Source organism: Amycolatopsis orientalis DSM 43388 (assembly GCF_000411975.1).
Taxonomy (GTDB): Bacteria; Actinomycetota; Actinomycetes; order Mycobacteriales; family Pseudonocardiaceae; genus Amycolatopsis; species Amycolatopsis orientalis_D.
In genome coordinates this window covers 172256-191493 of record NZ_ASXG01000124.1, presented here as the reverse complement: position 1 = coordinate 191493, position 19238 = coordinate 172256, and the positions used below count along the sequence as shown (strand labels likewise).

Here is a 19238-nt window from a genome sequence, read left to right as displayed (position 1 = left end):
CATCGCGCCTCTTCTGCCACTCCCCGGCGGCCGCTCGACCGGACAGAATCGAGCCATGACCACCGCATTGCTGCTGATCGACGTTCAACGAGGCTTCGACGACGCCGCGTTCTGGGGCCCGCGCAACAACCCCGACGCGGAAGCGAACATCAAAGCCCTCGTGCAAGCTTGGCAGGACCGCCGGGACCCCGTCGTGCTCGTGCACCACGACTCCGGCAAACCCGATTCGCCGCTGCGCCCGGGCCAGCCAGGCAACGACTTCAAACCCGAGCTGGACGGCGTCCGCGCGGACCTGGTCTTCGGCAAGAAGGTCAACTCGGCCTTCCTCGGCGACATCGATCTGGACGCCTGGTTCAAGACCCGCGGCATCACCAGCTTCGTCCTGGCCGGAATCCAAACCAACTTCTGCTGCGAAACCACCGCACGCATGGGCGGAAACCTCGGCTACGACGTCACCTTCGCCCTGGACGCCACCTTCACCTTCGACCTGCAGGGCCCGGACGGCACCACCCTCACCGCCGAAGAACTCTCCCGAGCCACCGCCACGAACCTGCACGGCGGCGGGTTCGCGACAGTCAAGTCCACCCGGGAAATCCTCACTCCCGGTCGATGACCGCGCGCAGGAATTCCTTCGTGCGCTCGTGCTCCGGCGCGGTGAACAGCCGGTCCGGCGGCGCGTCCTCCAGCACCTGACCGCGGTCGAACATCATCACGCGATCCGACACCTCGCGCGCGAACTGCATCTCGTGCGTCACGCACAGGATCGTGATGTCCGTGGTGGTCGCGATCTCGCGGAGCACCCGCAGCACCTCGGCGACCAGCTCCGGGTCCAGTGCTGAGGTGATCTCGTCCAGCAGCAGCACCTCGGGCCGCATCGCCAGCGCGCGGGCGATCGCGACGCGCTGCTGCTGGCCGCCGGACAGTTCCGCCGGATGCGCGTCCGCCTTGTCCGCGAGGCCGACCAGTTCGAGCAGTTCGATCGCGCGCGCCTCGGCCTCGGAGGCGGACAGCCCGAGCACGCGGATCGGGGCCTCGGTGATGTTCTGCCGCACCCGCATGTTCGGGAAGAGGTTGAACTGCTGGAACACCATCCCGATCCGGCGGCGCATGCCGCGCAGGTATTTCTCGTCCGCTGGCACGAGCCTGCCGCGGCGCGGCATGTGGCTCAGCGGCCGGCCGCCGACCTCGATCATGCCGCCGTCGACTTTCTCCAGCGTCATGAGCAGGCGCAGGATGGTCGTCTTGCCGGAACCGCTCGGCCCGATCAGCGAGACGAATTCCCCTGGCGCGACGGTGAAATCCAGTTCGCGCAGGACGGTGTTGCCGCCGAATTTCTTCACGACCCGGTCGAACCGGATCATCGGTTCATCTGCTGAGGCCAAAACGACGCTCCAGGAATCGCACGAGCAGGGAAGCCGGATAGCTCAGCACCAAGAAAAGCACGCCCGCCAAGGTGAGCGGTTCGACGTAGCGGAAGTTCAGGGACCCGACCTCGAACGCGGCCCCGGCGAGATCGAGCACACCGATCGCCAGCAGCAGCGGGGTTTCCTTGAACATCGAGATCGTGTAGTTGCCGAGCGCGGGCAGCACCCGGGGAATCGCCTGCGGCAGGATCACCCGCAGCCAGGTGCGCGCCCGAGGCAGGCTGAGCGCCACCGCCGCCTCCCACTGTCCTTTCGGGACGGCTTCGATCCCGGCGCGGTACACCTCCGAGGTGTAGGTCGCGTAGTGCAGGCCAAGGCCGAGCACGCCGGCCGTCAGCGGCGAAAGCGTGATCCCGAACTGCGGCAGCACGAAGAACAGGAAGAACAGCTGCACCAGCAACGGAGTGCTGCGCACGAACTCCACGATCAGCCAGATCACCCAGCTGACCACGCGGATCGGCGAGCGGCGCAGGATCGCGAAAACCAAACCCAGCACGTACGCGAGAAGCGCGCCGAGGACAGTGGCCTCGAACGTCACCAGGAGCCCCTTCAGCACCGAAGGGAGCACCGTCCACAGATAAGCCCAGTCCCAGGTCATGTGCCCGCCCCGCTGAGCACTGCCCGCCGCCGCGCCGGGGCCCGGCCCACTCGCGCGGCCGCCCGCCGTTCCAGCACCTTCATCCCGCTGGTGATCACGATCGAGAGGACCAGGTAGAACACCAGCACGATGGTCCAGATCAACGCGGCCTGCCCGGTGTAGCGCGTCACCAGCACCTGGCTCGCCTGATAGGTCATCTCGAGCACCGTGATGAAGGTGAGCAGCGCGGTGCCCTTGAGCAGCTGGATGAACAGATTCGTGAACGGCGGCACCATGTCGACCAGCGCCTGCGGCAGGATGACCCGCCGCATCCGCTGTGCCGGCGTGAAGTTCAGCGCGATGCAGCCTTCCCGCTGTTCCCGCGGCACCGACTGCACCGCACCGCGCACGATCTCCGCGCCGTACGCGCCGAAGTTCAAGCCCAGCACCAGAATGCCCGACCACAGCGGCAGGATCTGGAAGCCGGTGAGCACCGGCAGCGCGAAGTAGATCCAGAAGAGCTGGACCACCTCCGAGGTCCCGCGCCACACCTCGACGTAGATCCGCGTGATCGCGCGCAGCCAGGCGAACCGCGACAGCATCGCCAGCCCGGCCAGGAACGACAGGACGCTGGCGACCAGGATGCCGCCGACCGTCGCCTCGACCGTCAGCAGCAGTCCGTTCGCGATCGTGGAGACGAACAGTCCGAAGTGGTCGAACATCAGCCGTCCACCGCCGTCAGGAAGCCGAACAGAGCTGTTCGGTCGTGACGTCGGCGGGCGGCAGGTTGTCCTTGGTGAAGCCGAACGGCTTGACGATCTCGAGCCATTGGCCGTTCTGGTGCAGCTTCGCCAGCTCGGTGTTGAACGCGGACACGAGATCGCTGTCGCTCTTGCGGAACACGAATCCGCCGGCCTGGATCTGCTTCTTGCCCTGCACCACCGGCACGAAGCCGTTGGTGACTTCCAGCGCGGCGCCCGGATTCTGCTTGAGCAGCGCCTTGAGCGAGATGTCGGTGAGCGCGCCCGCGTAGGCGCGGTTCGCCTGCAACGCCTGCAGCATCTGCGGTTGGCCGTCGTAGGTTTGCAGCTGGCTGTCCGGAATTCCGGTCGCCTTGGCCACCTGCTGCTCGACCGTCCCGGAGAGCACCGCGAGGTTCACGCCCTTCGCCTTGACGTCCTCGAAGCTCAGCACTTGCTTCGGATTGCCTTTGGGCACCAGGAAAGCCGTCGGGGTCACGTAGTCCACCGCGGAGAACGCGGCCTGTTTGCAGCGGCTGGGCAGGATCGCCATCCCGGCCGCGACCATGTCGTACTGCTCGGCGGCGAGAGCCGGGATCAGCTGCTTGAACTCGACCTGGGTCGCTTCGACCTTCGCGATGCCGATGTTCTTGAACACCGCCTTGGCGACTTCCGGCGATTCGCCGGTCACGTTGCCGCCCTCGGTGTAGCCGTAAGGAATCTCGCCGGCGATGCCGACCTTGATCGTGCCCGCCTTTTTCGCCCGCTCCAGCGCGCTGCCGCCGCCCTGCCCGCCCGACTGGGGCGCCTGGGTGCACGCGGCCGCGAACGCGGTCCCGCCCAGCACCATCGCTCCGGACGCCGCCAGCCGGAAGAAGTCCCGGCGCTTCCATTCGTCGTGAACCATGTCTGCGGCCCCTTTGCCCTGATCGGGTCACGCATCGGTGACCTGCGATTTCCGGTCACAACCGGCCAGGGACCCCACCCCGCGAAGCTGGCGGCAGTGACGCCGACAAGGATCGAACGTAGGTCGCGGCCGCGGCATGGTCAAAGAATCTCTTGTGCCCGGTCGGTTCTGTTATCGATTAGAAACGCTCAACCGTGCGCTTCTTCCCGCGAAACGCGCAAATGATCATTCGGGAAGACCCTCCAGACCAGGGAATCTTGCCGTGCGCTATGGTCCACAAAGGACAACGAAGCGGCATTCCGCGGACTTCACGGTCCGGTAACGATGACTGGCTCGCCGTGCGGAAACGAGCAATTCGGGATCGGCGGGAAATGCGGCATGGTTAGTCAATTTCCAGCGCCTTCGCCCGCCGAGCGCCCGTCGCCGACCACCGTGACCTGCGTCACAGTGGTCGGCGACCCCTGGCGATCGCGGCATCGCCGCCTCACCGCGAGGAGGTGGGTTACTCACCATCAATCAGGCAAAGTGAGTCAAGCTCCGACGGGGACCTATCCTTTGGCCAGCCCGTGCCGTTCGCGAATCAGTTCCACGATCCCGGCCATGATGTCGGTCAGCTCGTAGTCCTTGGGCGTGAACACGCGCGCGATGCCGCGTTCGGTCAGCAGCGCCGCGTCGTCCGGCGGGATGATCCCGCCCACGATCACCGGGATGTCCCCGGCCCCGGCCGCGCGCAGCCCGTCGACCACCAGCGGCACGACCTCCAGATGCGAGCCGGACAGCACCGACAGCCCGACCACGTGCACGCCTTCCTGCACCGCCGCCGCGACAATCTGGTCCGGGGTCAGCCGGATCCCCTGGTAGATCACTTCGAACCCGACGTCCCGGGCCCGCACCGCGACCTGCTCGGCCCCGTTGGAATGCCCGTCGAGCCCGGGCTTGCCGACGAGAATCCGCAGCCGCTCGCCCAGTTCGGACTCGGTCCGGCGGACCAGTTCGCGCACGCGCTCCAGTTCCGGATCGCCCTTCCCGGCCGCCGCCGCGGCGGAAACCCCGGTGGGCGCGCGGTATTCGCCGAACACCTCGCGCAGCGCGCCGGACCATTCGCCGGTCGTCACGCCCGCCCGCGCACAGTCCACAGTGGGCTCGAACAGATTGTCCGAAGTGGACGCTTTGGCCTTCAGCGCGGCGAGCGCCTCGGCCACCGCGGCGTTGTCCCGCTCTTCCCGCCATTTCTCCACCGCGGCGACCGCGGCCTTCTCCACCGCCGGGTCGATCGTCTCGATCGCCTTGGCGCCTTCGGCCTGCAACGGCGACGGCTCGGTGGTCTCGAACTTGTTGACCCCCACCAGAATCCGCTCGCCGCTCTCCATCGCCCGGCGGTACTCCGCGAGCGACGCGACCAGCTGCGACTTCATGTACCCGCTCTCGACCGCGGCCACCGCCCCGCCGAGTTCCTGCACCCGCGCGATCTCCTCGCGCGCCCCGCCGACGATTTCGTCGACCTTGGCCTGCACGACGTGCGACCCGTCGAAAATGTCCTCGTACTCCAGCAGATCCGTCTCGAACGCGAGCACCTGCTGCATCCGCAACGCCCACTGCTGGTCCCACGGCCGCGGCAGCCCGAGCGCCTCGTTCCACGCCGGCAGCTGGATCGCGCGCGCCCGCGAACCGCGAGACAGCGACACCGCCAGCATTTCCAGCACGATCCGCTGGACGTTGTTCTCCGGCTGCGCCTCGGTCAGGCCGAGCGAGTTCACCTGCACGCCGTACCGCAGCCGCCGCGCCTTCGGGTTCTCCACGCCGTAGCGCTCGCGCGTCAGCTCGTCCCACAACTGGGTGAACGCGCGCATCTTGCACATCTCTTCGACGAACCGGACGCCCGCGTTGACGAAGAACGAGATCCGCGCGACGACCTTCTCCATGTCGGCCTGGTCGACCTGGCCGGAGTCGCGCACCGCGTCCAGCACGGCGATCGCGGTGCACAGCGCGTAGGCGACCTCGTGCGTCGGCGTCGCGCCCGCTTCCTGCAGGTGGTAGCTGCAGATGTTGATCGGGTTCCACTTCGGCACGTGGTGCACGGTCCACGCGATCATGTCGGTGATCAGCCGGAGGCTCGGCCCGGGCGGGAAGATGTAGGTGCCGCGGGAGAGGTATTCCTTGATGATGTCGTTCTGCGTGGTGCCGGTGAGCTTGGCCAGCACCTCGTCGACGTCGCGGCCCTCGGCTTCGGCCTGCTCGCGGGCCACCGAGACGTAGAGCGCGAGCAGCCACATCGCGGGCGCGTTGATGGTCATCGAGGTGTTCGCCTCGGCGAGCGGGATGCCGTCGAACAGCCGCCGCATGTCGCCGATGTGCGAGACCGGCACGCCGACCTTCCCGACCTCGCCGCGCGCGAGCACGTGGTCCGGGTCGTAGCCGGTCTGCGTCGGAAGGTCGAAGGCGACCGACAGCCCGGTCTGCCCCTTGGCGAGATTCCGCCGGTACAGCTCGTTGGAAGCGGCGGCGGACGAATGCCCCGCGTAGGTGCGCATCACCCAGGGGCGGTCGCGCTCGTGGTCGGTGGGGTACGGCACGGTGCACCTCTCTTCGCCGAGACGACCGCCCGAGTGTACCCGCCGGTAACTTAATCGGCGGAGTGGATTCGGCCACGCCCGGGTGACGCGCCGGGCCGGACGACCACTACCCCGCGGTCCAGGTCGACGGTACCCAGCGGCGGCGCGCCCTGCGCGTCCTGTTCGAGGGTCATCTCGACCGAATCCCGGTGGTCCAGCTCGTTGCGCTTGGTGCCGTAGAGGAACGTGGTGACCTCGTCGAGGTAGGTCGAGGACAACCGCGCCTTGAGGCGGGACGGTTTCTTCTTCCGGCGCAGCTCCCAGCCGCCGACGATCAGCAGCACGATGGTGGCGACCGGCACCGAAAGACCCAGCAAGGTCAGCAGCATGTGCTACCCAACGACCCGGCAGCGCTCCGCGTTCCGCGCGATCAGCTCGGCGACCTGGGCGGCGTCCCGGACGGCCATCAGCTCCGGCAGGATCGGAAACCAGGCGGGCCGCGAGCGGAAGCCCTGGTCGCGCAGCCACTCGCGGACCGTGGGACGGAAGTCGATCGTCCCGGTGCCGTCGCCGTGGTCGCGCACCCGCGGCGGGCGGAGATCGGCGAGCTGGACCCAGCGGAATTCGGCCCCAGGCGGCCACTGCGAAACGAAAATCAGCCTGCGGTCGGTGACCAGGTACGTGGTCCCGGCGATGAAGCCGCGCCGCTCGCGGTTGCGCTCGAACCCGCTGGCGGCGAACAGGCTGAGCACGACGAGCCAGCCGAGCATGACCTCGTAACCCAGGTCCTGGCCCACGGACAGCGCCGCGACGACGACGAGCAGGATCCCTACCGCGAGGTAGTAGTGGTAGTCGCGGTAGCGCCGCACGTACCGCTGCGGCCGCCCCGACCAGAGCAGTTGTTCGTCTTCCGCCAGTGGATACATCGCGCCCTCCTCGCTCCCGAAGAGTGCACGCCGTCCGGTTCGCCCGGGTTGCCCGCTCGGCCGGAATTATTCGGCGCCGCAGGCGCTTCCCGCCGCCGAGGCGCGTTGAGCATTCCGGGCGATCAACTCGGCGACGTGCTGCGGATCCTCGATGGCGACCAGCTCCGGCACCATCGCCACGAGCGGCGACTCCGCCCGGAACTGCAGGTCGCGCATCCGAACGTGCAGCGGAGCCCCGAAACCGACGGTGCCGGTGCCGTCGCCGTGGTCGCGCACCCGCGGCTCGCCCAGCTCGGGAAGCCACACCCAGCGGAACTCGGCGCCGCCCGGACGGTCGGCGCCGAAGACGACGCGGCGGTCAGTCACCTGGTAAGTCAAGCCCCGCAGCAACGCCTTCCGCCGCCGGTTCCGTTCGGAAGCCAGCCCGATCACCAGGCCGAGGAAGCCTGGCCACGCCGCGAAGATGGCGACACCCACGTCGAACTGCACGACAGCGATGACGCCGTACCCGGCCATTGCTCCGAAGCCCACCGCCGCGAGTACGTAAAGGTAGTAGTCCGCGTATCGGCGCGGGTACCGCTGCGGCCGCCCGGACCAGAGCAGGTGTTCGTCTTCCGCCAGTGGATACACAGCGCCCTCCTCGCTCCCGAAGAGTGCACGCCGCCCGGTTCGCCCGGGTTGCCCAGCCAGAACTATTCGGTGCCGCAGGTGCTCCCCACGGCCGGACTGCGCGGCGCGTTCCGGGTGATCAACTCGGCCACGTGCTCCGGGCCTTCGATCGCGATCAGTTCAGGCACCATCGTCGTGAGCGACGACTGCGCCCAGAACTTCTGGTAGCGCAGCCGGCCCCACGAATGCCCCCGGAAGCCGACCGTGCCGGTGCCGTCGCCGTGGTCGCGCACCCGCGGCTCGCCCAGGTCGGGAAGCCACACCCAGCGGAACTCGACGCCGCCCGGACGGTCGGCGACGAAGACGAGCCTGCGGTCGGTCACCAGGTAGGTCAGCACCCCGAGCAGCAGCTTCCGCTGCCGGTTCCGTTCGGAGGTCTGCACGAGCGCCATGCTGAAGAAGCCCATCCATACCCCGACGACAGCGAGCTCCACGTCGAACTTGACGGCGGCGAGGGAGCTGAGCACGACGAGCGCGACGAAGACCAACGTCACTACGACGTAACCGTGATAGTCCGCGAACCGCCGCGGGAACCGCTGCGGTCGCCCCGACCAGAGCAATTGTTCGTCTTCCGCCAGTGGATACATCGCGCCCTCCTCGCTCCCGACGAGTGCACGCCGTCCGGTTCGCCCGGGTTGCCCCTCGGCCGGAACCGTTGTGACGGAAATCCGCGAGACGCCGGCCGCGCCAGGATCTACCGTGGTCAGACGTGACGTGGAGCGGGTACGGCAGTTATCTGGTGATCGTGGTCCTCATCGTGCTCGCGCCGGGGCCGGACACGATGGTGATGCTGAAGAACGCGCTGTCCGGCGGGGCGCGCGGCGGCTTGCTGGCCACGGCGGGCATCTTCGCCGGCAACGCGGTGCAGGGCACTGCCGCGGCGCTCGGGCTGGGTGTCGTCATCGCCCGTTCGCAGCCGGTGTTCCTCACGCTCAAGTGGCTGGGTGCGGCATACCTGCTGTACCTCGGTTTCCAGGCGCTGCGGGGCGCCTGGCGCGGCAACTACGACGCCGTCGCCGACACCCAGCGCAAGCGCGCCAGCGGCTTCCGGCGGTGGCGCGAAGGGTTCCTGTCGAACATCACGAATCCCAAGGTGCTGGTGCTCTACCTGTCGGTGCTCCCGCAGTTCCTCGACCCCGTGCGCACGACGACCTGGGACGCGCTGGTGCTCGCGTACACGGTCGCCGTGCTGGGCACGATCTGGCTGCTGGCGTTGCTGTTCTTCGTGCACCGGGTCCGCGAGTGGCTCAACCGCCGCAAGGTCCGCCGCGCGCTGGACGGGGTGACCGGCACCGCGCTGGTCGGGTTCGGCGCGGCGCTGGCCCTGGAATCCTGACCCCGGCTCAGAGAACGTCGTCCAGCCAGTCGTAGATGCGGCCGTTCGCGAGCCGCATCGCGCCGACGTGGCAGTGCGCGTCCGCGCCCTCCTCCGCGGTGAAGTTCAGGAGCTTCTTCGGGCCGCTGACCCGGTCGTACAGCTGCCGCGGCTGGCCGGTGAAGAACAGATCCTCCGGAGCGTCGCAGATCAGCGCCGGGCAGGTGATTCGCTCGGCCACGCCGTCGTACAGGTGGTACTCGAGGTATTTCGCCAGGAACTCGCGGTCGGTCGAGCCGCCCATCACGTAACGGCCGTGGGCCAGTGCCCAGCGGACGGTCGGGCTCTGCTCCTTCGCGGCGGCTAGAAGGGCGTCCAGCTCCGGGTCCTCCGGTGCGTTCGCCCGGCGGACGAGTTCGGCGCGGTCCCACGGCAGTTGCTGCACGAAGGCCTCGCCGGCGTCGAGGAGCCCGTCCACCGCGACGACGGCCGACAGCCGCGGCTCGAACGCGGCGGCGCGCGGCGCGAGCATCCCGCCGAGGCTCCAGCCGATCAGCGCGACCTTCTCCGAAAGCACCTCCGGGCGCGCGAGGGCGTAGTCGAGCACCTGGCTGACGACGTGCTCCCAGTCCGGGCGGAAGAGCAATCCGTCGCGGTGGACGGCGCTGGGCTGGCCGGGGCCGTCGAAGGTCAGCACGTGGTAGTCGCGTTCTTGACCCGCCGTCGCGCCCATGAAGTGCAGGTCCTCGGCGCTGCCGTCGAAACCGTTGTGCACCACCAGAAGCGGCTTCGGACCGTCGCCGGAAGCGCGATAGAAGTAGCCGCGCAGGACGTGGCCGTCGTAGGGGATTTCGATCCGGTCGACGTGGTCGATCGTCTCCACCGCGCGCTGGAAACACTCGACATTGCGCTCGTAGGCGTAGGTGATTCGCGGGTCGTCGGCGTTGCCGTGCAAGAAAAACTCGGCACGGCGGTAGTACGTCGAGGCGCGCAGGTACGCGTCGCGCGCGCTGACCGGGTGCATCGTGGCGGCTTCGGCGTAGAGCCGCTCGGCGGTGGCGAGCCAGGCGTCGTGCCAGCTGTCGTAGTCGCCGGACTTGATGGTCGACGCGATCGCGGCGATCTCCCCGAAATCCGCGCCCCCGTAGGCGATCTGGCCCAGCGCGACCAGGGTTTCGAACCAGAACTGCGGGTCGTCCTCGAACAGCAGCGGCTTCATCGGATCTCCTCTTTCGCGAAGGTGCGGAAGTCACGGGCGGGTCGTCCGGTGACCCGCTCGACGGTGTCGGTCACGCGGTCCTCGGCGCCGCCGCGAATCGCCTCGTCCAGCGAGGCGAGCATTCCGGCGTACGACTCGGGGAGGCCGTCGCGGACCAGGAACCGCTGGTACTCCTCAGGCGAAACCGGCACGTGCACGACCGGATGGCCGAGCTGTTCCCCGACGATCTCGGCTGCCTCCGCGTAGTTCAGCGCGCGCGGGCCGGTGATCAGGTGGTCGGTGTTGTGCGGTTCCGGGTCGAGCAGCGCGCGGACGGCCACCGCGGCGATGTCGCCGGCGTCGGCGAACGCCACCCGGGCGTCGCCGGTCGCGGTCACGATCCGGCCCCTGCGGGCGCTGTCGCCGACCAGGTGGCCGGGCAGAAAGTTCTGCATGAACCAGGACGGCCGCAGCACCGCCCAGCCCGGCGGACGGCGGACGAGGCCGGGCAGCCCGCCCACCACCGGGGTGTGTTCGTCTACCGCGGACGAGCTGAGCAAAACCACGCGGGCGTCCGGCGCGTGCTGGAGAAACTCCTCGACGAGCGGCTGCGGATCGGCCGCGACCGGGGCGATCAGATAGACCGCCGAGACCCCGTCGAGCGCCGGGCCGTACGTCGCGGGGTCGTCCCAGTCGAACCGGATCTGGCCCGGCTTGACCGGATTCCGGGTCGCCGCCTGAGCACGCACCCCGGCGTCGTGCAGGCCGCGCAGCACGCGGCTGCCGGTGGTGCCGGTCGAGCCGAGCACGAGGACGTCAGACACCGGGCACCCCGAGCACCTCGGTCACGGCGAGCGGGCTCCAGTAATCGCGGTAGCGGCGGATCAGGCCGTCGCGGACGGTCAGCACCACGACGTAGCGCAGGCGGTACGGCTTCTGGGTGGCGACCGCGACTCCGGCCAGCTCGAACTCCGCGATCGAGACCTCCGGGTCGGTCGTCTGGTGCACGGTCTTCGCGACGACCTCGCGGATGTCGAGCAGGTTCGGATAGTCGCGCAGGTACTCGGCGAGGGCGGCGCGGCCCTCGACGCGCTCGGTCTGCTCGGGCGCGGCGAACGGGAATTCGGCGACAGCGTCCTCGGCGAACAACTGCACGAAACCTGCCATGTCGTGCTGGACCAGCAGGTCGAGCGCGCGATCGAGGATTGTCATGGTCCCCTCCTCAGGAATGGACGAGACGGTACCGTCTCGTCGTCAACGTACACGGGACGGTACCGTCCCGTCCACACGCTATGCTGAGCGGCATGACGCCCCGCCGGACGCCGACCGGAGCTGCCGTGCTGCAGCCCGAGGTCACGCACGCCATCACCGAAGCCGTGCTCGACGAACTCGCCGAGGTCGGCTTCGGCAGGCTGTCGATGGAAGCGGTCGCGAAACGCGCGGGAGTCGGGAAGAGCGCGCTCTACCGGCGCTGGCCGTCGAAAGACGAAATGATCGGCGCGGTCATCGCGGAATTCAGCGTGGCGCGCGCGGTGGACCCGGACACCGGCAGCCTGCGCGGCGATATCCGGGCCACCCTCGAAGCGCTCTGCGAATGGATCACGCACCCGCGGTTTTCGCGGATCTTCCCCGGCCTGATCGCGGAAGCCCGCCGAAACCCGGCCATGGCCGAATTCGCCCGCGAAACCATCGGCGGCCCGCGCCGGGCGATCAACCGGGCAGTGTTCACCAGGGCGATCGAGCGCGGGGAAATCCCGGCGGACACCGATGTCGAACTGGCCTTAGACATGGGCGCGGGGATTGTCTACTGGCGGCTGATCGTGCGCGGGGTTCCGGCGGAGGACGGGTACCTGGATCAGGTGACGGATGTGGTGGTGCGGGCACTGAAAAGCTCGTGAGTGTCCATTCCGGTCAGAACCGGCGCAAACGCTCACGAGCCGCCGCTCAAGCCCGCTCCGGCTCCCCCGTCACGCGCTCGATCCGCGCGCCCAGCCGATTCAGGTTCTCCACGAAATGCGGATACCCGCGGTCGATGTGGAAGACGTCCCACACCTCGGTCACGCCGTCCGCGCACAACCCGGCCAGCACCAGCCCGGCGCCGGCGCGGATGTCCGACGCCCACACCGGCGCGCTCGACAGCTTCTCCACGCCTCGGACCACCGCGTGGTGGCCGTCCGTGCGGGCATCGCCGGACAGCCGGATCATCTCCTCGATGAACCGGAACCTCGCCTCGTACACGTTTTCGGTGATCATCGACGTGCCCTCGGACACCGCCGACAGCGCGACCGCGAACGGCTGCAGGTCGGTGGCGAAACCCGGATAGGGCAGCGTCACCCAGTCGACCGCCTTCGGGCGTTCCGGCTGGACGACGCGGAAACCCTTGTCGTCGTAGGTGGTCACGTCCGCGCCGGCCAGGCGCAGTTTGTCCAGGACCAGGTCGAGGTGGTGCGGGTTCACGCCGCGCACGGTCAGGTCGCCGCGGGTCATCGCGGCGGCGAAGGCCCAGGTCGCGCCGACGATGCGGTCGCCGATCACGCGGTGTTCGGTCGGGTTCAGCTGCTCGACGCCGTGCACGGTGAGCGTCGAGGTCCCCGCGCCCTCGATCTTCGCGCCCATCTCGGTCAGCATCGTGCAGATGTCGGCGATTTCCGGTTCGCGGGCGGCGTTGTCGATCACCGTCGTGCCCTCGGCCAGCACGGCCGCCATCAGGATGTTCTCGGTCGCGCCGACGCTCGGGAAGTCCAGCCAGATCTGGGTGCCGACCAGCGTTTCGGCCTTCGCGACGACACAGCCGTGCTCGATGGTGCTCGTCGCGCCGAGCTTGCGCAGGCCGTTCTGGTGCATGTCCAGCGGACGCTGGCCGATCGCGTCGCCGCCGGGCAGCGCCACGACCGCCTGCTTCAACCTGCCGACCAGCGGGCCCAGCACGCACACCGAGGCGCGCAGCTTGCCCATCGCCGGCGAATCGGCGCGGTGCGACAGCTCGGCAGGCGTGGTGATGCGCGCCGTGTCGCCCTCGATCTCCACCTCGCAGCCGACACTGCGCAGAACGTCGGCCATCAGCGGGACGTCCAGGATCTGCGGGCAGTTCGTGATGGTCGTGGTGCCTTCGGCCAGCAATGCCGCGGCCATCAGTTTCAGCACGCTGTTCTTGGCGCCGACCACGTCGACCTCGCCGACCAGCCGGGCTCCGCCATGCACGTCGAAGTGCTCGCTCATGGCCGCCAATCATGCCCTCTCGCCCAGTTTTGCCCGAACCCGGGCCGGTAGAGTCGAGCACATGGTGGTTCGCATCAACCGGGTCTACACGAAGGTCGGCGACAACGGCACGACCGCGCTCGGCGACGGCTCCCGGGTGCCCAAGACCTCGGCCCGGCTGTCCGCCTACGCCGACACCGACGAGGCCAATTCCGTGCTCGGCCTGGCGATCGCGCTCGGCGGGCTGCCCGACGAGCTCACCGCGGTGCTGCGCCGCGTCCAGAACGACCTGTTCGACGTCGGCGCGGACCTGTGCCTGCCGATCCAGGAAGACCCGCCGTACGAGCCGCTGCGCATCACCGAGGCGTACCTGGAACGGCTCGAGGGCTGGTGCGACGAGTTCAACGAGCGCCTGCCGAAGCTCACGTCGTTCATCCTCCCGGGCGGCACCCCGGGCGCGGCGTTCCTGCACCAGGCCCGCACAGTCTCCCGCCGCGCGGAGCGGTCCGCGTGGGCGCTGATGGAGGCCGAACCGGACACGACGAACCCGATCGCGGCCAAGTACCTGAACCGGCTCTCGGACCTGCTGTTCATCCTCGCCCGGCTGGCGAACCCGGAGGGCGACGTCCTGTGGCAGCCGGGTGCCTCGTGAGCGGCAATGCCGGTTCTAACCGGCGCGAACACTCACGACGCCGGAGTGCGAGAAGCACCAAGCCCGCCACCACGTTTCCACAGTGACGGGCTAGGCGAAACTCATGAGGCGCGCGGCAGCCTTCGCCCCGGCGGAGCCGACTCCAGCCACGACAGGAACCCGGTCAGCGCACCCGGCCCCATCGCGATCTCGATCGCTTCCTGATCAGAGGACTCGCAGCGCAGCACGGTCGAGCCCTCCGGCACCGCGTACGCCTCGGAACCGGACGGATCCCGCCGGTCCGCGATCTGCATGCTGTCCCGCTGGAAGACGCGATCCGGGCCGGTGCGCAGGCTCCACACGCGGTACCAGACGAACTTCTCGCCCTCGTACCTGCCGAGGCCGAGGTGCCAGCTCGAACGCGGGCTGTCCGGACGCCACCGCAGCGCCACGCTGACGCCGCCGCCGCGGCGCATCCGGATCCATCGCTGGGCGTACCAGCCGACCACGACGACGAGCACGATCAGGAGCACTAGCACCACGACAGCGATCTGCACGGCCCGGCTCCTGCCCGTCTAGTCCGCTCAGACCGACTGTCCAGCCGCGCGGAGCTGGGCCGTGGCCCTCGTCCGCTCGGCCTCGTCACCGGTGCTGAGGGCTGCCTTCGCGGCCGCCACGTCGATTTCGTCGGACAGTTCGGCGCTCTCCGCGAGCACGCTCACCCCGGTCGCGGTCACCGACAGGAAGCCGCCGTGCACCGCGGCGGTCAGCACGTCGCCGTCCGTCGTGTTCACCTTGACCACGCCACCCTCGACGAGCTGGCCCAGCACCGGCTCGTGTCCGGGCATGATGCCGATCTCGCCCTCGGTGGTCTGCGCCACCACGAAGGTGGCGGTACCCGACCAGAGCCGGCGCTCGACGGCAACCAGCTCCACGGACATCTCAGCCACGTAGCACTCCTTCGCTCGGGGTGTCACCACCGAGTGTAATAGGTCTTGCTTCGGTTACGAGAACGGCGGGGGCCGATGTCCATTGTGGACAGTGCCCCCGCCGGTCTCACGCACTCACTTGCCGGTGATCTCGTGGTACTTCTTCTCGAGGTCCTCGAGACCGCCGATGCCCAGGAACGCCTGCTCCGGGTAGTGGTCGAAGTCGCCCTTGGTGATCCGGTCGAACGACTCGATGGTCTCGGCCAGCGGCACCGTGGAGCCCGGGATCTGCGTGAAGGCCTCGGCCACCAGCATGTTCTGGGACAGGAACCGCTCGATCCGGCGCGCCCGCTGCACGGTCAGCTTGTCCTCTTCGGAAAGCTCGTCCATGCCGAGGATCGCGATGATGTCCTGCAGCTCCTTGTACTTCTGCAGGATCCGGATGACCTCGGAGGCCACGCGGTAGTGGTCCTCGCCGACGATCGCCGGGTCGAGGATCGTCGACGTCGACGCCAGCGGGTCCACCGCCGGGAAGATGCCCTTCTGGAACACCGACCGGGAAAGCTCGGTGGTGGCGTCCAGGTGGGCGAACGTCGTCGCCGGGGCCGGGTCGGTGTAGTCGTCCGCGGGCACGTAGATCGCCTGCATCGAGGTGATCGAACGGCCTCGGGTCGAGGTGATCCGCTCCTGCAGCTGACCCATCTCGTCGGCCAGCGTCGGCTGGTAGCCCACCGCCGAAGGCATGCGGCCCAGCAGGGTCGACACCTCGGAACCGGCCTGGGTGAACCGGAAGATGTTGTCGATGAACAGCAGCACGTCCTGGTTCTGGACGTCGCGGAAGTACTCCGCCATGGTCAGCGCGGACAGCGCGACGCGCATACGCGTGCCCGGCGGCTCGTCCATCTGGCCGAACACGAGGGCGGTGTCGTTGATGACGCCGTCCTCGGACATCTCCAGGAAGAGGTCGTTGCCCTCACGGGTGCGCTCGCCGACGCCGGCGAACACCGACGTACCGCCGAAGTTCCGGGCGACGCGGGTGATCATTTCCTTGATCAGCACCGTCTTGCCCACGCCGGCACCGCCGAACAGGCCGATCTTGCCGCCCTGCACGTACGGGGTCAGCAGGTCGACGACCTTGAGGCCGGTCTCCAGCATCTCCGTCTTGCCCTCGAGCTGGTCGAAGGCCGGCGGGTTGCGGTGGATGCCCCAGCGCTCGAGGTCCTCGCCGTAGCCGGGCTCGTCCAGGCACTCGCCGAGCGCGTTGTAGACGTGGCCCTTGACCTTGTCGCCCACCGGGACGGTGATCGGGCCGCCGGTGTCGGTGACCTCCGCGCCGCGGACGAGGCCGTCCTGCGGCTGCAGCGAAATCGTGCGCACGAGGTTGTCGCCGAGGTGCGCGGCGACCTCGAGGGTCACCGTCTTGCGCAGCTGCTCGAACTCGATGTCGACCTTGAGCGCGTTGAACTGGTCGGGAACGGAACCGCGCGGGAACTCGACGTCGACGACCGGCCCGGTCACCGAGACGATGCGCCCCTTGGCGCGCGGGGCTTCAGTACTGGTCATCAGTCATCACTTCCTGCTGCGGTGAGCGCGTTCGCGCCACCGACGATTTCGGAGATCTCCTGGGTGATCTGCGCCTGCCGGGCCTGGTTCGCCTCCCGCGTCAGCGTGTTCACCAGTTCGTTCGCGTTGTCCGACGCGGCCTTCATCGCCGTGCGGCGGGCGGCCAGCTCGGACGCCGCGGACTCGAGCAGCGCCGCGTACAGCCGGGTGTTGATGTACTTCGGCAGCAGCGCGGCGAGCAGCTTGTCGGCACTCGGCTCGAACTCGTAGCTCGGCAGCAGACCGGCCGGCTTCTCGTCCTCGCCCTCGGAGTACTCGACCTCGAGCGGCGCGACGCGCTTGGCGACCGGGCGCTGCGTCAGCATCGACACGAACTCGGTGTAGACGACGTGAATCTCGTCCACCCCGGTGATGCCGTCCGCGTTGCCCGCCGCGTCGTCGACACCCGCGTTGAAGGACTGCACCAGCGTCTCGGCCGCCGCGACCGCGTCCGGGTAGGCCGGCTGGTCGGAGAAGCCCGTCCAGCTGCCGGCCACCGGGCGGTTGCGGAACCGGTAGTAGTTCAGGCCCTTGCTGCCGGTGGTGTAGACGTCGACCTCCTTGCCCTCGGACTTGAGGAGGGCAAGCAGCTCTTCGGTCGCCTTCAGCACATTGGAGTTGTAACCGCCGCACTGGCCCTTGTCACTGGTGACGACCAGGACGGCGGCGCGCTTCGGGTTCGGGCGCTCGACCAGGAGCGGGTGGTCGAGGTTGGCCGCCGCGCCGGCCAGCGCCGAGAGCACCTTGGTGATCTCGTCCGCGTACGGCCGGGAAGCGGCGACCTTCGCGCGCGCCTTGGTGATGCGCGCGGTGGCGATGAGTTCCATCGCCTTGGTGATCTTGCCGATCGACTTCGTCGCCTTGATGCGCGAGCGAAGCTCCCGGAGTTGTGCGGCCATGGGCTACCAGCTCACTTCTTCGGGGCGGGCTTGTTGACCTTGACGGTCTCCTGCCCGACCTTCTCGGCGGCCATCGCGTCGGCGTTCGACTCGAGCGGCTTGCCCTCGGAGGTGGTGAACTCCTTCTTGAACTCGTTCACCGCCGCGATCAGCGCGTCGCGGGTGTCGTCCTCGAACTTGCCGGTGTCGCGGATCGCGCCGAGCACCTCGGCGTGCTTGCGCCGCGCCGACTCGAGGAACTCCTGGTTGAAGCGGCGCACGTCCTCGGTCGGGACCGAGTCGAAGTAGCCGTTCGTGCCCAGGTACACCGTGGCGACCTGCTCCTCGACCGGAACCGGGGAGTACTGCGGCTGCTTGAGCACCTCGTACAGCCGGGCGCCGCGCTCCAGCTGCGCCTTCGACGCGTCGTCCAGGTCCGAGGCGAAGGCGGCGAACGCCTCCAGCTCGCGGTACTGGGACAGGTCGATGCGCAGCGAACCCGCGACGTTCTTCATCGCCTTGACCTGCGCGGCGCCACCCACGCGGGAGACCGAGATACCCACGTCGATGGCCGGGCGCTGGCCGGCGTTGAAGAGGTCGGACTGGAAGAAGCACTGGCCGTCGGTGATCGAGATGACGTTCGTCGGGATGTAGGCCGACACGTCGTTGGCCTTGGTCTCGATGATCGGCAGCCCGGTCAGCGAGCCCGCGCCCAGCTCGTCCGAGAGCTTCGCGCAGCGCTCGAGGAGACGGGAGTGCAAGTAGAAGACGTCGCCGGGGAACGCCTCGCGGCCCGGCGGGCGGCGCAGCAGCAGCGAGATCGCGCGGTAGGCGTCGGCCTGCTTGGACAGGTCGTCGAACACGATCAGGACGTGCTTGCCCTCGTACATCCAGTGCTGGCCGATGGCCGAGCCGGTGTAGGGGGCGATCCACTTGAAGCCCGCCGAGTCGGACGCCGGGGCCGCGACGATGGTGGTGTACTCCATCGCGCCGGCCTCTTCGAGCGCCGACTTCACCGAGGCGATCGTGGAGCCCTTCTGGCCGACCGCGACGTAGATGCAGCGGACCTGCTTCTTCGGGTCGCCGGTCTCCCAGTTGGCCTTCTGGTTGATGATCGTGTCCACCGCGACCGCGGTCTTGCCGGTCTTGCGGTCGCCGATGATCAGCTGGCGCTGGCCGCGGCCGATCGGGGTCATCGCGTCGATCGCGGTGATGCCCGTCTGCAGCGGCTCGGACACCGGCTGGCGCTCGACCACCGAGGCGGCCTTGAGCTCCAGCGCGCGGCGGCCGGTGGTCTCGATCTCGCCGAGGCCGTCGATGGCCTGGCCGAGCGGGTTGACGACCCGGCCGAGGTAGCCGTCGCCGACCGGCACCGAGAGGACCTGGCCGGTCCGCTTGACCTGCTGGCCTTCTTCGATGCTCTCGAAGTCGCCGAGGATCGCCGCGCCGATGGAGCGCGCGTCCAGGTTCAGCGCCACGCCAAGGACGCCGCCCGGGAACTCGAGCAGCTCGTTGGCCATGGCCGAGGGCAGCCCCTCGACGTGGGCGATGCCGTCACCGGCGTCGGCGACGACGCCGACCTCTTCCCGCTCCACCGAAGGGGCGTAACTCGAGACGTAATTCTCGATCGCGTGGGCGATCTCGTCCGAGGAGATCGTCAGCTCCGCCATTTCGTTCCCGCTCTCGCTTCTG

Annotated in this window: 22 protein-coding genes; 4 read left to right on the top strand and 18 right to left on the bottom strand. The window is 68.7% G+C overall.

Annotated elements, in window-relative coordinates; all coding sequences use genetic code 11:
* Window positions 1-55 precede the first annotated feature (55 nt).
* Window positions 56-613: a cysteine hydrolase family protein gene (locus tag L942_RS25020; protein WP_037364849.1), complete on the top strand. Its 558-nt coding sequence runs from the start codon at window positions 56-58 to the stop codon at window positions 611-613.
* Here the strand turns inward: L942_RS25020 and ehuA are convergent.
* The 9 genes from ehuA to L942_RS24975 form a co-directional block, all read right to left on the bottom strand.
* Window positions 597-1361, bottom strand: coding sequence for an ectoine/hydroxyectoine ABC transporter ATP-binding protein EhuA (ehuA, locus tag L942_RS25015; protein WP_037364847.1), 765 nt, complete (start codon window positions 1359-1361; stop codon window positions 597-599). The genes L942_RS25020 and ehuA overlap by 17 nt on opposite strands.
* Window positions 1362-1365: 4 nt before the next feature.
* The gene (gene ehuD, locus L942_RS25010) at window positions 1366-2022 is read right to left on the bottom strand and encodes an ectoine/hydroxyectoine ABC transporter permease subunit EhuD (RefSeq protein ID WP_037364845.1); all 657 of its coding nucleotides are present in this window, start codon (window positions 2020-2022) and stop codon (window positions 1366-1368) included.
* The gene (ehuC, locus tag L942_RS25005) at window positions 2019-2723 is read right to left on the bottom strand and encodes an ectoine/hydroxyectoine ABC transporter permease subunit EhuC (protein ID WP_037364843.1); all 705 of its coding nucleotides are present in this window, start codon (window positions 2721-2723) and stop codon (window positions 2019-2021) included. Before ehuC ends, ehuD begins: the two co-directional genes overlap by 4 nt.
* Before the next feature lie 16 nt (window positions 2724-2739).
* Window positions 2740-3648: an ectoine/hydroxyectoine ABC transporter substrate-binding protein EhuB gene (ehuB, locus tag L942_RS25000; protein WP_051166221.1), complete on the bottom strand. Its 909-nt coding sequence runs from the start codon at window positions 3646-3648 to the stop codon at window positions 2740-2742.
* A gap of 548 nt (window positions 3649-4196) precedes the next feature.
* Complete coding sequence (locus L942_RS24995; RefSeq protein WP_081655217.1) at window positions 4197-6221, bottom strand: protein meaA; 2025 nt, start codon at window positions 6219-6221, stop codon at window positions 4197-4199.
* Window positions 6222-6271: 50 nt separating this feature from the next.
* The gene (locus L942_RS24990; RefSeq protein ID WP_235079388.1) at window positions 6272-6589 is read right to left on the bottom strand and encodes a DUF6191 domain-containing protein; all 318 of its coding nucleotides are present in this window, start codon (window positions 6587-6589) and stop codon (window positions 6272-6274) included.
* A gap of 3 nt (window positions 6590-6592) precedes the next feature.
* On the bottom strand, window positions 6593-7126 hold the full coding sequence (locus L942_RS42160) for a hypothetical protein (protein ID WP_051166220.1): 534 nt from the start codon (window positions 7124-7126) through the stop codon (window positions 6593-6595).
* A 66-nt stretch (window positions 7127-7192) separates the two neighbouring features.
* Window positions 7193-7756 carry a hypothetical protein gene (locus L942_RS42155; protein WP_051166219.1) on the bottom strand — a complete coding sequence of 188 codons (564 nt, stop codon included), beginning with the start codon at window positions 7754-7756 and terminating at the stop codon, window positions 7193-7195.
* 62 nt (window positions 7757-7818) lie between these two features.
* Complete coding sequence (locus tag L942_RS24975) at window positions 7819-8382, bottom strand: hypothetical protein (RefSeq protein WP_037364842.1); 564 nt, start codon at window positions 8380-8382, stop codon at window positions 7819-7821.
* A 122-nt stretch (window positions 8383-8504) separates the two neighbouring features.
* Between L942_RS24975 and L942_RS24970 the strand changes: the two genes are divergently transcribed.
* Window positions 8505-9131: a LysE family translocator gene (locus tag L942_RS24970; protein WP_037364840.1), complete on the top strand. Its 627-nt coding sequence runs from the start codon at window positions 8505-8507 to the stop codon at window positions 9129-9131.
* Between the two features lie 7 nt (window positions 9132-9138).
* On the opposite strand, the gene L942_RS24965 is transcribed toward L942_RS24970, so the two are convergent.
* The 3 genes from L942_RS24965 to L942_RS24955 are packed head-to-tail and all read right to left on the bottom strand — an operon-like array spanning window position 9139 to window position 11520.
* The gene (locus L942_RS24965) at window positions 9139-10329 is read right to left on the bottom strand and encodes an alpha/beta hydrolase family protein (protein WP_037364838.1); all 1191 of its coding nucleotides are present in this window, start codon (window positions 10327-10329) and stop codon (window positions 9139-9141) included.
* Window positions 10326-11132: an oxidoreductase gene (locus tag L942_RS24960; RefSeq protein WP_037364835.1), complete on the bottom strand. Its 807-nt coding sequence runs from the start codon at window positions 11130-11132 to the stop codon at window positions 10326-10328. Before L942_RS24960 ends, L942_RS24965 begins: the two co-directional genes overlap by 4 nt.
* Entirely contained in the window at window positions 11125-11520 is a 396-nt protein-coding gene (locus tag L942_RS24955) for a nuclear transport factor 2 family protein (RefSeq protein WP_037364833.1), read from the bottom strand. Before L942_RS24955 ends, L942_RS24960 begins: the two co-directional genes overlap by 8 nt.
* Before the next feature lie 92 nt (window positions 11521-11612).
* Between L942_RS24955 and L942_RS24950 the strand changes: the two genes are divergently transcribed.
* A complete protein-coding gene (locus L942_RS24950; RefSeq protein ID WP_037364979.1) occupies window positions 11613-12206 on the top strand; it encodes a TetR/AcrR family transcriptional regulator in 594 nt (197 codons plus the stop codon).
* A 46-nt stretch (window positions 12207-12252) separates the two neighbouring features.
* Here L942_RS24950 and murA read toward each other — a convergent pair whose 3' ends face one another.
* Window positions 12253-13527 (bottom strand): UDP-N-acetylglucosamine 1-carboxyvinyltransferase, encoded by a 1275-nt coding sequence (gene murA / locus L942_RS24945; RefSeq protein ID WP_037364832.1) that lies wholly within the window; start codon window positions 13525-13527, stop codon window positions 12253-12255.
* 61 nt (window positions 13528-13588) lie between these two features.
* Here murA and L942_RS24940 point away from each other — a divergent pair, with 61 nt between their 5' ends.
* Window positions 13589-14158, top strand: a complete 570-nt coding sequence (locus L942_RS24940) for a cob(I)yrinic acid a,c-diamide adenosyltransferase (protein ID WP_037364830.1) — start codon at window positions 13589-13591, stop codon at window positions 14156-14158.
* A 101-nt stretch (window positions 14159-14259) separates the two neighbouring features.
* On the opposite strand, the gene L942_RS24935 is transcribed toward L942_RS24940, so the two are convergent.
* The 5 genes from L942_RS24935 to atpA form a co-directional block, all read right to left on the bottom strand.
* Window positions 14260-14694, bottom strand: coding sequence for a DUF2550 domain-containing protein (locus L942_RS24935; protein ID WP_037364828.1), 435 nt, complete (start codon window positions 14692-14694; stop codon window positions 14260-14262).
* Window positions 14695-14721: 27 nt separating this feature from the next.
* A complete protein-coding gene (locus L942_RS24930; protein ID WP_009082582.1) occupies window positions 14722-15087 on the bottom strand; it encodes a F0F1 ATP synthase subunit epsilon in 366 nt (121 codons plus the stop codon).
* Window positions 15088-15201: 114 nt separating this feature from the next.
* A complete protein-coding gene (atpD, locus tag L942_RS24925; RefSeq protein ID WP_037364826.1) occupies window positions 15202-16629 on the bottom strand; it encodes a F0F1 ATP synthase subunit beta in 1428 nt (475 codons plus the stop codon).
* On the bottom strand, window positions 16629-17567 hold the full coding sequence (locus L942_RS24920) for a F0F1 ATP synthase subunit gamma (protein WP_037364824.1): 939 nt from the start codon (window positions 17565-17567) through the stop codon (window positions 16629-16631). The genes atpD and L942_RS24920 overlap by 1 nt, the downstream gene beginning before the upstream one ends.
* Before the next feature lie 11 nt (window positions 17568-17578).
* Complete coding sequence (atpA, locus tag L942_RS24915) at window positions 17579-19216, bottom strand: F0F1 ATP synthase subunit alpha (protein ID WP_037364822.1); 1638 nt, start codon at window positions 19214-19216, stop codon at window positions 17579-17581.
* Window positions 19217-19238: the final 22 nt, after the last annotated feature.